The sequence below is a fragment of the Enterobacter sp. BNK-29 genome (assembly GCF_048684785.1).
Taxonomy (GTDB): domain Bacteria; phylum Pseudomonadota; class Gammaproteobacteria; order Enterobacterales; family Enterobacteriaceae; genus Enterobacter; species Enterobacter cloacae_M.
On sequence record NZ_JBLQTU010000001.1, the window covers coordinates 393,519 to 406,619 of the forward strand.

At 54.9% G+C, this 13,101-nt stretch carries 16 protein-coding genes and 1 pseudogene; 10 read left to right on the top strand and 7 right to left on the bottom strand.

All coding sequences use genetic code 11. The features are described from left to right. Positions 1 to 2 precede the first annotated feature (2 nt). The 7 genes and pseudogenes from fliM (at position 3) to rcsA (ending at position 4,521) form a co-directional block, all read left to right on the top strand. The gene (fliM, locus tag ACMGGX_RS01905) at positions 3 to 1,007 is read left to right on the top strand and encodes a flagellar motor switch protein FliM (RefSeq protein WP_023336184.1); all 1,005 of its coding nucleotides are present in this window, start codon (positions 3 to 5) and stop codon (positions 1,005 to 1,007) included. Further along, positions 1,004 to 1,417: a flagellar motor switch protein FliN gene (fliN, locus tag ACMGGX_RS01910; RefSeq protein ID WP_023312308.1), complete on the top strand. Its 414-nt coding sequence runs from the start codon at positions 1,004 to 1,006 to the stop codon at positions 1,415 to 1,417. Before fliM ends, fliN begins: the two co-directional genes overlap by 4 nt. Positions 1,418 to 1,419: 2 nt before the next feature. Further along, entirely contained in the window at positions 1,420 to 1,794 is a 375-nt protein-coding gene (gene fliO, locus ACMGGX_RS01915) for a flagellar biosynthetic protein FliO (RefSeq protein WP_202770776.1), read from the top strand. Beyond that, positions 1,794 to 2,531 carry a flagellar type III secretion system pore protein FliP gene (gene fliP / locus ACMGGX_RS01920; RefSeq protein ID WP_008500316.1) on the top strand — a complete coding sequence of 246 codons (738 nt, stop codon included), beginning with the start codon at positions 1,794 to 1,796 and terminating at the stop codon, positions 2,529 to 2,531. Before fliO ends, fliP begins: the two co-directional genes overlap by 1 nt. A 9-nt stretch (positions 2,532 to 2,540) precedes the next feature. Continuing rightward, on the top strand, positions 2,541 to 2,810 hold the full coding sequence (gene fliQ / locus ACMGGX_RS01925) for a flagellar biosynthesis protein FliQ (protein ID WP_008500315.1): 270 nt from the start codon (positions 2,541 to 2,543) through the stop codon (positions 2,808 to 2,810). 7 nt (positions 2,811 to 2,817) lie between these two features. Then, positions 2,818 to 3,610: pseudogene (gene fliR, locus ACMGGX_RS01930) on the top strand (flagellar biosynthetic protein FliR); the annotation flags it as partial. Between the two features lie 287 nt (positions 3,611 to 3,897). After that, the gene (rcsA, locus tag ACMGGX_RS01935; RefSeq protein WP_008500313.1) at positions 3,898 to 4,521 is read left to right on the top strand and encodes a transcriptional regulator RcsA; all 624 of its coding nucleotides are present in this window, start codon (positions 3,898 to 3,900) and stop codon (positions 4,519 to 4,521) included. Positions 4,522 to 4,622: 101 nt separating this feature from the next. On the opposite strand, the gene dsrB is transcribed toward rcsA, so the two are convergent. Then, positions 4,623 to 4,811 carry a protein DsrB gene (gene dsrB, locus ACMGGX_RS01940; RefSeq protein ID WP_013097741.1) on the bottom strand — a complete coding sequence of 63 codons (189 nt, stop codon included), beginning with the start codon at positions 4,809 to 4,811 and terminating at the stop codon, positions 4,623 to 4,625. A gap of 129 nt (positions 4,812 to 4,940) precedes the next feature. Here dsrB and yodD point away from each other — a divergent pair, with 129 nt between their 5' ends. Further along, positions 4,941 to 5,168 (top strand): YodD family peroxide/acid resistance protein, encoded by a 228-nt coding sequence (gene yodD / locus ACMGGX_RS01945; protein ID WP_008500310.1) that lies wholly within the window; start codon positions 4,941 to 4,943, stop codon positions 5,166 to 5,168. Between the two features lie 301 nt (positions 5,169 to 5,469). After that, positions 5,470 to 6,270, top strand: coding sequence for a mannosyl-3-phosphoglycerate phosphatase-related protein (locus tag ACMGGX_RS01950; RefSeq protein ID WP_420297958.1), 801 nt, complete (start codon positions 5,470 to 5,472; stop codon positions 6,268 to 6,270). On the opposite strand, the gene dgcQ is transcribed toward ACMGGX_RS01950, so the two are convergent. The 3 genes from dgcQ to ACMGGX_RS01965 form a co-directional block, all read right to left on the bottom strand. After that, positions 6,267 to 7,955 (bottom strand): cellulose biosynthesis regulator diguanylate cyclase DgcQ, encoded by a 1,689-nt coding sequence (gene dgcQ / locus ACMGGX_RS01955; protein ID WP_420297959.1) that lies wholly within the window; start codon positions 7,953 to 7,955, stop codon positions 6,267 to 6,269. The two genes, ACMGGX_RS01950 and dgcQ, sit on opposite strands and share 4 nt — an antisense overlap. A gap of 73 nt (positions 7,956 to 8,028) precedes the next feature. Continuing rightward, a complete protein-coding gene (locus ACMGGX_RS01960) occupies positions 8,029 to 8,211 on the bottom strand; it encodes a YodC family protein (protein WP_023312315.1) in 183 nt (60 codons plus the stop codon). A gap of 78 nt (positions 8,212 to 8,289) precedes the next feature. Continuing rightward, on the bottom strand, positions 8,290 to 9,201 hold the full coding sequence (locus tag ACMGGX_RS01965; protein WP_420297960.1) for a DUF808 domain-containing protein: 912 nt from the start codon (positions 9,199 to 9,201) through the stop codon (positions 8,290 to 8,292). 178 nt (positions 9,202 to 9,379) lie between these two features. Between ACMGGX_RS01965 and yedA the strand changes: the two genes are divergently transcribed. Then, positions 9,380 to 10,294 (top strand): drug/metabolite exporter YedA, encoded by a 915-nt coding sequence (gene yedA / locus ACMGGX_RS01970; protein WP_420297961.1) that lies wholly within the window; start codon positions 9,380 to 9,382, stop codon positions 10,292 to 10,294. Here yedA and ACMGGX_RS01975 read toward each other — a convergent pair. The 3 genes from ACMGGX_RS01975 to ACMGGX_RS01985 form a co-directional block, all read right to left on the bottom strand. Further along, on the bottom strand, positions 10,266 to 10,757 hold the full coding sequence (locus ACMGGX_RS01975; RefSeq protein WP_181593430.1) for a very short patch repair endonuclease: 492 nt from the start codon (positions 10,755 to 10,757) through the stop codon (positions 10,266 to 10,268). The two genes, yedA and ACMGGX_RS01975, sit on opposite strands and share 29 nt — an antisense overlap. Beyond that, positions 10,738 to 12,153, bottom strand: coding sequence for a DNA cytosine methyltransferase (locus tag ACMGGX_RS01980; RefSeq protein WP_420297962.1), 1,416 nt, complete (start codon positions 12,151 to 12,153; stop codon positions 10,738 to 10,740). Before ACMGGX_RS01980 ends, ACMGGX_RS01975 begins: the two co-directional genes overlap by 20 nt. Positions 12,154 to 12,214: 61 nt before the next feature. Beyond that, positions 12,215 to 12,916, bottom strand: a complete 702-nt coding sequence (locus ACMGGX_RS01985) for a phosphohydrolase (RefSeq protein ID WP_181593432.1) — start codon at positions 12,914 to 12,916, stop codon at positions 12,215 to 12,217. Positions 12,917 to 13,101: the final 185 nt, after the last annotated feature.

Here is a 13,101-nt window from a genome sequence, read left to right on the forward strand (position 1 = left end):
ACATGGGCGACAGTATTCTTTCTCAGGCAGAAATCGATGCGCTGCTCAACGGCGACAGCGATAACAATGATGATCCTAAACCGGGTATCGGCGGCGATAGCGATATTCGTCCCTATGACCCGAATACCCAGCGTCGCGTGGTACGTGAACGTCTGCAGGCGCTGGAGATCATTAACGAACGTTTTGCACGTCAGTTCCGTATGGGGCTGTTTAACCTGCTGCGTCGTAGCCCGGATATTACGGTCGGTGCGATCCGCATTCAGCCGTATCATGAGTTTGCCCGCAACCTGCCGGTGCCGACCAACCTTAACCTGATTCATCTGAAGCCGCTGCGCGGCACCGGCCTGGTGGTGTTTTCGCCAAGCCTGGTGTTCATCGCAGTGGATAACCTGTTCGGCGGCGACGGGCGTTTCCCGACCAAAGTAGAAGGTCGTGAATTCACCCACACCGAACAGCGCGTCATTAACCGCATGCTGAAGCTGGCGCTGGAGTCTTACAGCGACGCGTGGAAAGCGATTAACCCGCTGGAAGTGGAGTACGTCCGTTCTGAGATGCAGGTGAAATTTACCAATATCACCACCTCCCCGAACGATATCGTCGTTAACACGCCGTTCCACGTGGAGATCGGTAACCTGACCGGCGAGTTCAACATCTGCCTGCCGTTCAGCATGATCGAACCGCTGCGCGAGCTGCTGGTTAATCCGCCGCTGGAGAACTCCCGCAACGAAGACCAGAACTGGCGTGAAAACCTGGTCCGCCAGGTCCAGCATTCACAGCTTGAGCTGGTGGCGAGCTTCGCCGATATCCCGCTGCGGTTATCTCAGATCCTGAAATTACAACCCGGCGATGTTTTGCCGATAGAAAAACCCGACCGCATTATTGCCCATGTGGATGGTGTCCCCGTGCTGACAAGCCAGTACGGCACGATTAACGGTCAGTATGCGTTACGCGTTGAGCACTTGATCAACCCGATTTTGAATTCGCTGAATGAGGAACAGCCCAAATGAGTGACATGAACAATCCGTCCGATGAGAACAGCGGAGCACTGGACGATCTGTGGGCTGACGCGTTAAACGAGCAAAAAGCACCCCCGGCCAAAAGTGCAGCGGATGCCGTATTCCAGCAGCTCGGCGGCGGTGACGTCAGCGGCACGCTGCAGGACATCGACCTGATTATGGATATCCCGGTTAAGCTGACCGTTGAGCTGGGACGCACCCGCATGACCATCAAAGAACTGCTGCGCCTGACGCAGGGTTCCGTCGTGGCCCTTGACGGTCTGGCCGGCGAGCCGCTGGATATTCTGATCAACGGCTATCTGATTGCCCAGGGTGAAGTGGTGGTGGTTGCCGATAAATACGGCGTACGCATCACCGACATCATTACCCCGTCTGAACGTATGCGTCGTCTGAGCCGTTAAGCATGAAAACCCAGGCAACAATATCACAGCCTTCTGCCGTTCCCGGCTCGCCTCTGCTCCAGGTGAGCGGGGCATTGTTCGGTATTATTGCCTTTATTCTTATCGCCGCCTGGCTGGCGAAGCGCTTTGGCCTGGCGGGTAAAACCGCCGGAGCCCGGGGCCTGAAGGTCAGCGCCAGCACCACGCTGGGTCCACGCGAGCGCGTGGTCATCGTCGAGGTGGACGATGCGCGCCTGGTCCTGGGCGTCACGGCCTCAAACATCAGCGTATTACATAAGCTGCCGCCCGCCCCTCTTGTGGTGGACGAGCGCGCAGACGCCCCTGCGGATTTTCAGTCCGTCATGAAGAGTTTGCTTAAGCGTTCCGGGAGATCCTGATGCGCCGTTTGTTATCCCTGACGCTTGCGGGCGTTGGCCTGTTTGCTCCCGCGGTCTATGCACAGCTGCCCGGCCTGGTCTCCACCCCTCTCGCAGGGGGCGGACAAAGCTGGTCGCTTCCGGTGCAGACGCTGGTGTTCATCACCTCGCTGACGTTTATTCCGGCCATCCTGCTGATGATGACCAGCTTCACCCGCATCATCATCGTCTTTGGTCTGCTGCGAAACGCGCTGGGAACCCCTTCCGCCCCACCAAACCAGGTTCTGCTGGGGCTGGCGCTGTTTTTGACCTTTTTCATTATGTCGCCGGTTATCGACAAGATTTATACCGACGCCTACCAGCCGTTCAGCGAAGACAAAATCTCCATGCAGGAGGCGCTGGATAAAGGCGCTCAGCCGCTGCGAGAATTTATGCTGCGCCAGACGCGAGAAGCCGACCTGGCCCTCTTTGCCCGCCTGTCCAACACCGGCGAGCTGCAGGGACCGGAAGCGGTGCCAATGCGTATTCTTCTGCCTGCCTACGTCACCAGCGAGCTGAAAACCGCGTTCCAGATTGGCTTTACCATCTTTATTCCGTTCCTGATTATCGACCTGGTGATCGCCAGCGTCCTGATGGCGCTCGGGATGATGATGGTGCCGCCCGCGACCATTGCCCTGCCCTTTAAGATCATGCTCTTTGTACTGGTCGACGGCTGGCAGCTGCTGGTCAGTTCGCTGGCGCAGAGTTTCTACAGTTAAGGAACGGCAATGACACCCGAATCGGTCATGATGATGGGCACGGAAGCGATGAAAATCGCGATTGCCGTTGCCGCGCCGCTGCTGCTTGTCGCGCTGGTTACCGGTCTGATTATCAGTATCCTGCAGGCCGCAACGCAGATTAACGAAATGACGCTGTCGTTCATCCCGAAAATCATCGCCGTGTTCGTGGCGATTATCGTGGCCGGGCCGTGGATGCTGAACCTGTTGCTGGACTATATGCGCAACCTGTTTACCAATCTGCCGTACATCATCGGCTGACCTGACGATGCTGCACTTCACCAGCGACCAGTGGGTTCAGTGGCTCGGCGTCTATTTCTGGCCGATGCTGCGCATCATGGCGCTGATATCCACCGCCCCCATTCTCAGTGAGAAATCGATACCCAAGCGGGTCAAGGTGGGGCTGGGCATCATCATCTCCATTATCGTTGCGCCCTCTCTTCCCCCCGTGGATATTCCGATCTTCTCGGCGAATGCGGTATGGGTGGCCCTGCAGCAGGTGATGATTGGCGTCGCCGTCGGCTTTACCATGCAGCTCGCCTTTGCCGCGGTGCGTACCGCTGGGGAACTGATCGGCCTGCAGATGGGGCTATCGTTCGCCACGTTTGTCGATCCCGGTAGTCATCTCAACATGCCCGTGCTGGCGCGCATTATCGATCTGCTCGCCATGCTGCTGTTCCTGTCGTTCAACGGCCATCTCTGGCTTATCTCCATGCTGGTGGATACGTTCCATACGCTGCCGATTGGCGAAAATCTTGTGAACAGCAACGCTTTCCTCGCGCTTACTCGCGCTGCTGGGCTGATTTTCCTCAACGGGCTGATGCTGGCGCTGCCGATCATCACCCTGCTGCTGACCGTCAACCTGGCGTTAGGTTTACTCAACCGAATGGCACCGCAGCTTTCAGTGTTTGTCATTGGTTTTCCGCTGACGCTGACGGTTGGGATTTTATTAATGTCATTACTGATGCCACTTATCGCTCCCTTCTGTGAACATTTATTCGGCGAGATATTCAACCTGTTAGCGGATATTGTCAGCGAGCTGCCACGTAAATAATAGCCCTCACTGTTGCTATTGTCTTTCTGAGGATATTCCTAAAATAAAACGCGTAAAACATCTTCCAGGATATATCTGACGCGGTTTAATTGTTTCTAACCATCTCACAATACTTAATATTTACTTTACTTTAAGAAGATTCCTGGCAAATTATACGTAACTTTACGGGATAGTGAGTCCGCCTGAAAGTCTTTGTCATGCTCACAGGTTTATTATTTTTTTCCATCCCGTATGGCTGTTTTGAGCTCTCAGGCAGATGGTGAATTATCGTTACGCATTGAGTGAGGGTATGCCATGTCAACGATCATTATGGATTTATGCAGCTACACCCGGCTAGGGTTAACCGGGTACCTGGCAAGCAGAGGGGTAAGAAAGAGAGACATCAACGATGCACACACCGTTGACGAACTCGCAGCCGCTTGTGACGAACTAAAACCAGGCGTGGTGTTTATTAATGAGGACTGTTTCATTCACGATCCAGCCAACAGTCAGCACATTAAGCAAATCATTAATCAGCATCCAAAAACCCTGTTTATTGTTTTTATGGCGATCGCGAATATCCATTTCGATGAGTATTTGTTGGTCCGTAAAAATTTATTGATCAGTTCTAAATCGATTAAACCCGAGTCGCTGGATGACATTCTGGGTGATTATTTGAATAAAGAAGTTAAAAATGTAGGAGCGGTTAACTTACCCACCCTATCATTAAGCAGGACTGAATCAAGTATGCTGCGAATGTGGATGGCGGGACAAGGAACTATTCAGATCTCTGACCAGATGAATATTAAAGCGAAAACCGTTTCATCACACAAAGGAAATATTAAAAGGAAAATTAAAACGCATAATAAGCAAGTGATCTACCACGTGGTACGCCTGACCGATAATGTGACGAACGGGATTTTCGTCAACATGCGTTAGTCGCTTAAGACCTGTGCACCCTACCTTTGATCTCTGGCCTGGCCAGAGATTTTTGCTTCTGAAGAGGTTGTCGGGCACGCGATGTGCTACCCGACGCCGTGCTACTCCGCCTTCTCGACAAAAATACCGTCCGGATGCCCCAGTTCGTTAAAAAACCAGATGCCGAGCGGGTAGTCTTCAAGCGATACCAGGTACATTGTGCCTTCGCTAAACTCTTCAATTGCCAGCACCACGCCCGGGCGGCGCGGCCCACCGTCCGTTTTAACGGTTACCCGATCGTTGACCTTCATACATTCCTCCTCTGGTTTTGAGCCAGTGTAGAACAAAACGCAAAAACGCACATCGCCGCCCGGTGTGAATGGCGTTTTTATGCACAGTCTATACTTACCGTTGGACACGGTTGAAAGAGGAACCCCGTAATGAAGACCGATAAAGAGTACAGCGACACCATCAAGCGCGAAGTCGAGGTGGATGTCGATGCCCTGCTGGCCGCCATCAATGAGATCAGTGAGTCAGAAGTCCGCCGGTCGGACGACAATTCGGACCGCGTCATTGTCAACGGAAGGGATTATCACACCTATCGCGAGCTGGCGGAGGCCTTCGAGCTTGATATTCACGACTTTAGCGTGTCTGAAGCCAATCGGTAGGGCGAAAAAAATCCCGGTCATGGGGATGACCGGGATCAAAACTTGCTTATGCAAGAAGCACTTGAAAATTCGTTACACCAGGAAATCTGATGTACATGCCACACTATCCCCAACGAATTTGGCTGACAAGCATATATTCTTACGATGAATATAATATTTTTAACATAATGCTTTTTGTTATGAGCAATAACACACGCCGAATGCGGGTTTGCCAGGGGCATCCCTCTTATCTCCGGTTTTCGCCTCAATCATTTTTTAGGAATTTTCTTAGGGCGAAACGCATCTGTTACCAGGAGTCGCTATGCCTTCACTGCGGGATACATTGCTGATTTTCTCTGACCTGGATGGTTCACTGCTGGATATTCACACCTATGAGTGGCAACCCGCCATGCCCTGGCTGGACAGGCTGCTGGATAATCAAGTTCCGGTCATTCTTTGCAGCAGCAAGACCGCGGCAGAGATGCTCGATCTCCAGCTGGATCTGGGGCTGGAAGGCTTGCCTTTTATTGCCGAGAACGGCGCGGTGATTCAGCCTGACGTACGCTGGGATAAGGTTCAGCGCCAGATCAGGGGGATGACACACCGGGATATTCGCCCGCGAATCGAGCAAATTCGCCTGCAGACGGGCTATAAATTCACTACCTTTGACGACGTGGATGAGCATGTTATTAGCGAGTGGACCGGACTGTCGCGCTACCGTTCGGCGCTTGCCCGCAAGCATGAAGCGTCCGTCACGCTCATCTGGCGCGATACCGACGAGAAAATGGTTCAGTTTGAAGAGGAGCTGGCGAATGTCGGACTGAAATGCCTGCAGGGCGCGCGCTTCTGGCATGTGCTGGACGCCCGCTGCGGCAAAGACGTTGCGGTAAACTGGCTGATTGAGCAATACCGCGAACTGGAAGAGATTGAACCCACCACGCTAGGGCTCGGCGACGGTCCCAATGATGCGCCGCTGCTCGACAGCGTTGACTTCGCGGTAGTGATTAAGGGCATTAACCGTGAGGGCATCACGCTACGGGACGATAACCCCGCCCGGGTTTATCACACCCGACAGCCCGGCCCGGAGGGCTGGCAGGAGGGGCTGGATCACTTTCTCTCTTAATCGCGCCAGACGACCCGGTTACGCCCGCTCTGTTTGGCCTGATACAGCCGTACGTCCGCCACGGACTGGAGCTGTTCAAACTCGTAGTTACCCGCTTCATCCGCGCTGCTGACCCCCAGCGACGCGCTGACGCGCAGGGTCGTGCTCTTCTTCACCAGGATCTCCTTACTGTTGATCCGGCAGCGAATACGGTCCGCGACGCTTCTCGCCTCCTCCAGACCGATCCCAGGCAGGACGACGCAAAACTCTTCCCCGCCTACGCGCCCTGCCACATCATTCTTGCGTAACGCGCTGGCAATCAGTCCTGCCGTGTGGGAGAGCACCTTATCCCCGGCCTGATGGCCGAAGCGGTCGTTGATGTTTTTAAAATGGTCGAGATCGATCTGAATCACCGAGAACGGCAGCGACTGCTGGCGACAGGTTTCCGCCAGCAATTTTGCGCGGTCGAACAGCGCACCGCGGTTATTCAGCCGGGTAAGCGGGTCATGCCAGGCCTGCCACTGGAGCGAGTGCTGAAGCGTGTACATGTTACTCACCATGCGGCGGATCACCAGCCACGAGATCAACAGCATGGCGGTAAAGAGCGCCCACATCAGCGCCAGCACAATGCTGATGCTGCCGAAGTCGTCCTGTACCCCTTCGTGCAGGGTGTGGATCCGCAGGACAACGCCGTCGAAGTGATCGAGCCGCTCCCAGCTCACAAAACGGCTTCCGAGGCGGATCCCGCCGCCGGTAGCGTGCTCAATCGCCTGCGCAATCTGCGCCGTTTCGCGTTCGTCAAAATGATTAACCACATTTTCCGTATGGGCAGAGGTGGCAATCATATTGAGCCGGGTATCGTACAGCTGATACTCCCCTTCCGTTCGGTCTTCCGTCGCATCGGCCAGCAGACGCTGCATGGTGCCCAACGTAAAATCCATCGCCACGACGCCATACCAGTAATGATCGAAATAGATGGGGACGCTGGCGGTGATCATTCGTTCATCATTGGTCCAGGATGAGGGGGTGGAGATGAACCAGCGCACCGCGCGAGCGCGATTGTTCCGCTCTGACTGCTGGGTAAACCAGGACTGCGTGACAAGATGGTAATAGCGGGAGGTAATGTCGCCCGCCTGATCCGGCGTATCCGTGGAAATGAAAAACCCGGCGCGGGAGACGTATATCACGCGCACTTCCGTTTGTGCTCTCGACGACGCCAGCCTGAGCAGATACCCCACTTCGAGCGTGGCAGAAATCTCGTGGCTGAGGCGTTCAGCGTCACGATTCAGAAACGTGGTTTTCTCGACAAATGCATCCGAGACACCGTTAATGGGAAGGGTGCGTTTTTTATCAACGGCAAGCTGCCAGGTAGGTAGCATGCGGACAGTATCGAAGCGTGATACCGCGTTCTGGAGTACATCAAATGCCAGCGGCGTCTGGATTGCATCGCGCATGCCCTGACGAAACAGCAGCATCCTGTCCACGCTGTTCTGCAGCTGCCTGTCCAGCGAACTGGCCACCGTATCCAGATGGTTACGCTGGCTGGAGATGTACGCTTCTTCCAGTACCACCACCTCGCGCCAGGTCAGTAGAGTCGAAAATACCAGAACAACCAGAAAACAGAGATTAACAATCAACCCCGGATTGCTACGCTTATGCAGCCATTTCAAAAAGGATTCTCTTACAACAAAGGTATCGCGCTGCACACACACTCCCTGATCGCTGCCTTACACCCGGTACTGGAGATAAAAACGCCCGGCAAAGCCGGGCGTTATGTGATTAAGCCTTGTCCCGCTGGTGCTGCCCGTCCCCCGGCTGAAGCTCATCTTCACGAAATGCTTCCCGCTTGATGCCATAGCCATCGTGCCACCGACATTCCACCATACCGCTGGAATACCCGGTCACAATCATACGTGGGCCGCCCTTCTTAGGCTTAACTTCATCACTGACCAAAAAGACCATACCTGCCTCCTGTATCAGGGTGAAACTGTTTCAATTTAGACGAGGAATGGTCTTTTTGCATCCCACAACGGGTAACAATTAGTGCGACGTGCCGCGTATTTTTTCAACCAGCTTCACTGCCGCAACCACGATAGCGCCAATGATAAAGCCCAGCACCAGATTCAGCAGCGTGGGCAGAATTGCCGCGACAACGGCCCCGTGCGCTGAGGAAAAATGTTCGATAGCATGGTGCAGCGGTGCGATACCGTGAACCACGATCCCGCCGCCCACGAGGAACATCGCCAGCGTGCCTACCACCGATAAACTCTTCATCAGCCACGGGGCCAGCACCAGCAGGCTTTTGCCGATGCCTCTTGCCACCGCGCTCGATTTCTCTTCCAGCCAGTAGCCGATATCATCCAGCTTGACGATCAGTCCCACCAGGCCGTAGACGCCGACGGTGACCAGAATGGCGATGCCGGAGAGGATCAGAACCTGATTCAGGAGCGGCGCGTCAGACACGATGCCCAGCGTAATGGCGACAATCTCTGCGGAGAGGATAAAGTCGGTCCGAATAGCGCCTTTGACCTTATCGCGCTCGAAGGTTTTCGGATCCTGAGCGGCCAGCGCTTCAAGACGCTGCTGGCGTATCTCCGGCGTATCGCTCTGCTTGCGTGCGCTAAAGGAGTGCAGGACCTTCTCTACGCCCTCGAAGCAGAGAAACGCCCCGCCAATCATCAGCAGCGGCGTGATGGCCCAGGGAATAAACGCGCTGATCAGCAGCGCCAGCGGCACCAGAATCACCTTATTCAGGAAGGAGCCTTTTGCCACGCCCCACACCACCGGCAGTTCACGGTTAGCTCTTACCCCACTCACCTGTTGGGCGTTAAGCGATAAATCATCTCCCAGCACGCCTGCGGTTTTTTTCGCCGCCAGTTTCCCCATCACTGAAATGTCATCCAGTAAGGTCGCAATATCATCCAGCAATGTTAATAAGCTACTTCCTGCCAAAATCTTAATCCTTCATTTTTTGGTAATTAGGTGAATAGTATGGAGCAAAAGCGCAAACCCGGAAACACCCACCTCACGTCAACAAAAAATTCACATCAGCTACACAATTAAAGGGCTCGCCAGCACGATAGTTTTCGCGTTTACTATCAGCGACCTTTTTATTTCGTCGTGAGGGATTATGCGTTTCCGGCAATTGCTACCGCTCATTGGGGCACTCTTTTCGCTGTACATCATCTGGGGCTCAACCTACTTTGTCATTCGCATCGGCGTGGAAAGCTGGCCGCCACTGATGATGGCGGGCATCCGCTTTCTCTCGGCTGGCGTGCTGCTGCTGGCCTTCCTGCTGCTGCGCGGACATAAGCTTCCCCCGCTGCGCCCGATGATGAATGCCGCCCTGATCGGCCTGCTGCTGCTGGCGGTGGGAAATGGGTTTGTAACGATTGCCGAGCACCAGAACGTACCGTCCGGGATCGCCGCCGTGGTCGTTGCCACCGTACCTCTGTTTACCCTCTGCTTTAGCCGCCTTTTCGGTATCCGCACCCGCAAGCTTGAATGGCTGGGGATTGGTATTGGCCTTGCCGGCATCATTCTGCTGAACAGCGGCGGTAACCTGAGCGGGAATCCGTGGGGCGCAATCATCATCCTGATTGGCTCGATGAGCTGGGCGTTTGGTTCCGTCTACGGTTCGCGTATCGAACTGCCGACCGGCATGATGGCGGGCGCGATTGAGATGCTCGCCGCCGGGATTGTACTGCTGCTCGCCTCTACGCTGACGGGAGAAAAGCTGATGACCCTGCCGCCGCCGTCGGGCTTTCTGGCGGTAGGCTACCTGGCGCTGTTTGGTTCCATCATCGCCATTAACGCCTATATGTTCCTGATCCGCAACGTCTCCCCGGCTGTCGCGACCAGCTATGCCTACGTCAACCCGGTCGTGGCCGTGCTGCTCGGAACGGGATTGGGGGGAGAAACGCTCTCACCTGTGGAATGGATTGCTTTAGGGATCATCGTGTTTGCCGTCGTGCTGGTCACCCTGGGCAAATATTTACTGCCTGCAAAACCAGTGGTCACGCCTTGCGAGGTGGAGAAACCTTAAGCAGGTGAATTCCCTGCGTGTCGATCTGCGCGGTCTGGCCGCCGCCGCAGATCCACTCTTCCAGCCGTTCGGTCAGATCGGCATCGTTCAGTTTTAATCTGCCCCTCAGCGCGCACTCCCAGACGATCAGCACCCGCCAGCCCTGCGCAATCAGCGCGCTGAGATCCCGCCTGTCGCGCTCAACGTTCTTGCCAATTTTATCCAGCCAGAAATCGGTGCGCGTCGCGGGGACTTTGAACAGGTAGCAATCGTGGTGATGCCAGAAACAGCCGTGGGTAAAGATGATGCACTGCCAGGCGTCGATGACGAAATCGGGACGACCCGCAAGCGCGGGATCCTGCACGCGAAAATCAAACCCCGCCTGCGTCAGCAGACCGGCCAGGCGCTTTTCGATAGCGGTGTCACGCGTGCCGATGGCACGCATATTTTTGCTGCGCGTGGCCTTATCGTGCACATCCGTCATTGACGGCCTCACCCTGACGGAGTGCCACCGCCTGTCTGATGCGCGAGGCCAGCAGTTTTGCCACGGCCGCGAACGCGGGAACCACCACCGAATTACCAAACTGGCGGTACGCCTGGGTATCTGAAACCGGAATGCGGAAGCGGTAGCCCTGCGGGGTCTCAAATCCCATCAACCGGGCGCATTCCCGCGGCGTTAAGCGTCGCGGACGGTGACGCTGGTTGTGCGGATCGTCGAAATCTTTTTCACCCAGCGCCTTGTCCCAGCCTCTGTCGATCAGGATCTCTGCCCCATCCTTATAGTAACGAGCGGACAACGTGCGGGTCACGCTGCGCGGATCGTTGGGGTTTACCATTCCAAAACCGAAGCCGTTGCCCTTCGCCTGATGTTTCTTGGCATAGCGGTAGAGGTATTTCCACAGCACCGGGGTAAGAATAAATTTCGCGTCAACGACAGGTTCCAGCAGGTCGGCAACGGTAGGACGACGCTCGGGATACAAAGACGGGATATCACGAAGGGTGAAATCCCCCTTGAGATTGAGGTCGCGGCGGAAACCCACCAGCACGATACGTTCGCGATGCTGGGGCAGAAAATGTTTCCCATCAATGATTTTGGGATCGTCCGCGCCCATGTCCTGCGAATCGGCCACGTCATAACCCAGCTCATCCAGGGTCTGCATGATAATGCGGAAGGTTTTTCCGCCGTCGTGGCTCTTTAGATTTTTGACGTTTTCCAGCACAAAGATGGCCGGGCGGCAGGCATCGATGATGCGCGCCACATCAAAAAACAGCGTTCCCTGGGTATCGCAGGCAAAACCGTGGGCGCGTCCGAGGGCATTCTTTTTGGAGACACCGGCCAGCGAGAAGGGCTGACACGGGAAGCCGGCCAGCAGCACGTCATGCGCCGGGATCGTCTGGCGAATGTGCTCGGCGGCCTGTTCATCGCTCACGCCGCTTTTATGGCTCAGGGTCACATCGCGGATATCCGCGTTGAAATGGTGCTCGTGCGGATCGCAGTACCAGTTGGCCTTGTAGGTCCGGACGGCATGCTTATTCCACTCGCTGGTAAACACGCACTGTCCGCCGATAGCTTCAAAACCGTGTCGGATACCGCCGATACCGGCAAACAGATCGATAAAGCGGAAGGCATAGTTCGGATGCGCGGCAGGAGGACGCGGAAGCAGGTTTTGCAGATAACGAAACTCGCCTTCACTCAGGCGACGCCCTGCGCGTTCGCTGGTCAGCAGACGCTTAAGGATCGCCGGGCTCCAGTGGCTTTCGCCGTGCGCCACCAGCATATTGGCCAGCGTTTTAGCATCATAGATATCCAACAGCTGGTGCAGCAACGCCTGCACCGTTGCCGTTGATTTCTCAGCCTGCTCGGGCGCGGGCTCTGTCACTGATAGATTTTCCTGCATTCTTTTAACCGGAGAGTAAAGACTGGGAACAGATTACCACAGTTCAGTTGCGCAAACTGCGACGGAAGCGGCTCAACACCTGGCTATCCAGTCCGATGCAGTCACCGTGTAATTCGGCACTGAGTTTCGCCATAAACTGGATCAGGAAATCGGCATTGTGACGTGCCAGCTCGCGGCCCATTTCCGTTTGCATTGTATCAGGCAATCGCAGCAGCTTGGTCTGAAAATGGTCTAGGGCAAACGCACGATCGTCAAGGATACGCGCATCGGCAAAGGGATCGTCAGCATCAAAAAGCGGCACGCCCAGCGCGCCCGAGACGGCAAAGACGCGCGCCAGGCCGATAGCGCCTAACGCTTCCAGCCGGTCTGCGTCCTGCACAATTTTGGCTTCCATGCTCTGTGGCGCAATCCCGGCGCTGAAGCTGTGCGCCTCAATCGCGTGCGCAACGGCGGCAATATGCTCTGGCGGAAAGTCCGGGAAGTCGCGGCGCAGAATGTCGCTCGTCTTAAGCGCGGCGAGCCGTGACGACTGGCTGCGTTCGGGATGGTTTTTCGGCAGGCTGACAATATCGTGGAAATAGCATGCGGTCAGGATCACCAGCGGCTCCACCGCCTGGTCAGCCATGATTTTTTGCGCCGTCATCCAGACCCGACGAAAATGCGAAATATCATGTGCGGTATCGTCGGTGCTGTGGTTTTCCTCGAGCCAGCGCTCAAATCGCTGCTGCCACCGAACAAGTTCCATCGTCATATCCTGTTGTTTAAAAGTGCATGAATTATAACATAGACGAATTAAATCTATTTAAAAATAGAATCACGAAATACTTAATAATAATTACATTATATAAATTCAATGAATTAATTCACCAGAAAAATAAAGAGATTAATAGAAATATTTGGAAATATTTATTAGAACTTAATTACATTTAT

Excerpts from the sequence above, each read along its gene's own strand:
- fliM (WP_023336184.1), top strand. The coding sequence starts at position 3 with ATGGGCGACAGTATTCTTTCTCAGGCAGAAATCGATGCGCTGCTCAAC.
- fliN (WP_023312308.1), top strand. The coding sequence starts at position 1,004 with ATGAGTGACATGAACAATCCGTCCGATGAGAACAGCGGAGCACTGGAC.
- fliO (WP_202770776.1), top strand. The coding sequence starts at position 1,420 with ATGAAAACCCAGGCAACAATATCACAGCCTTCTGCCGTTCCCGGCTCG.
- fliP (WP_008500316.1), top strand. The coding sequence starts at position 1,794 with ATGCGCCGTTTGTTATCCCTGACGCTTGCGGGCGTTGGCCTGTTTGCT.
- fliQ (WP_008500315.1), top strand. The coding sequence starts at position 2,541 with ATGACACCCGAATCGGTCATGATGATGGGCACGGAAGCGATGAAAATC.
- rcsA (WP_008500313.1), top strand. The coding sequence starts at position 3,898 with ATGTCAACGATCATTATGGATTTATGCAGCTACACCCGGCTAGGGTTA.
- dsrB (WP_013097741.1), bottom strand. The coding sequence starts at position 4,811 with ATGAAGGTCAACGATCGGGTAACCGTTAAAACGGACGGTGGGCCGCGC.
- yodD (WP_008500310.1), top strand. The coding sequence starts at position 4,941 with ATGAAGACCGATAAAGAGTACAGCGACACCATCAAGCGCGAAGTCGAG.
- ACMGGX_RS01950 (WP_420297958.1), top strand. The coding sequence starts at position 5,470 with ATGCCTTCACTGCGGGATACATTGCTGATTTTCTCTGACCTGGATGGT.
- ACMGGX_RS01960 (WP_023312315.1), bottom strand. The coding sequence starts at position 8,211 with ATGGTCTTTTTGGTCAGTGATGAAGTTAAGCCTAAGAAGGGCGGCCCA.
- yedA (WP_420297961.1), top strand. The coding sequence starts at position 9,380 with ATGCGTTTCCGGCAATTGCTACCGCTCATTGGGGCACTCTTTTCGCTG.
- ACMGGX_RS01975 (WP_181593430.1), bottom strand. The coding sequence starts at position 10,757 with ATGACGGATGTGCACGATAAGGCCACGCGCAGCAAAAATATGCGTGCC.
- ACMGGX_RS01985 (WP_181593432.1), bottom strand. The coding sequence starts at position 12,916 with ATGGAACTTGTTCGGTGGCAGCAGCGATTTGAGCGCTGGCTCGAGGAA.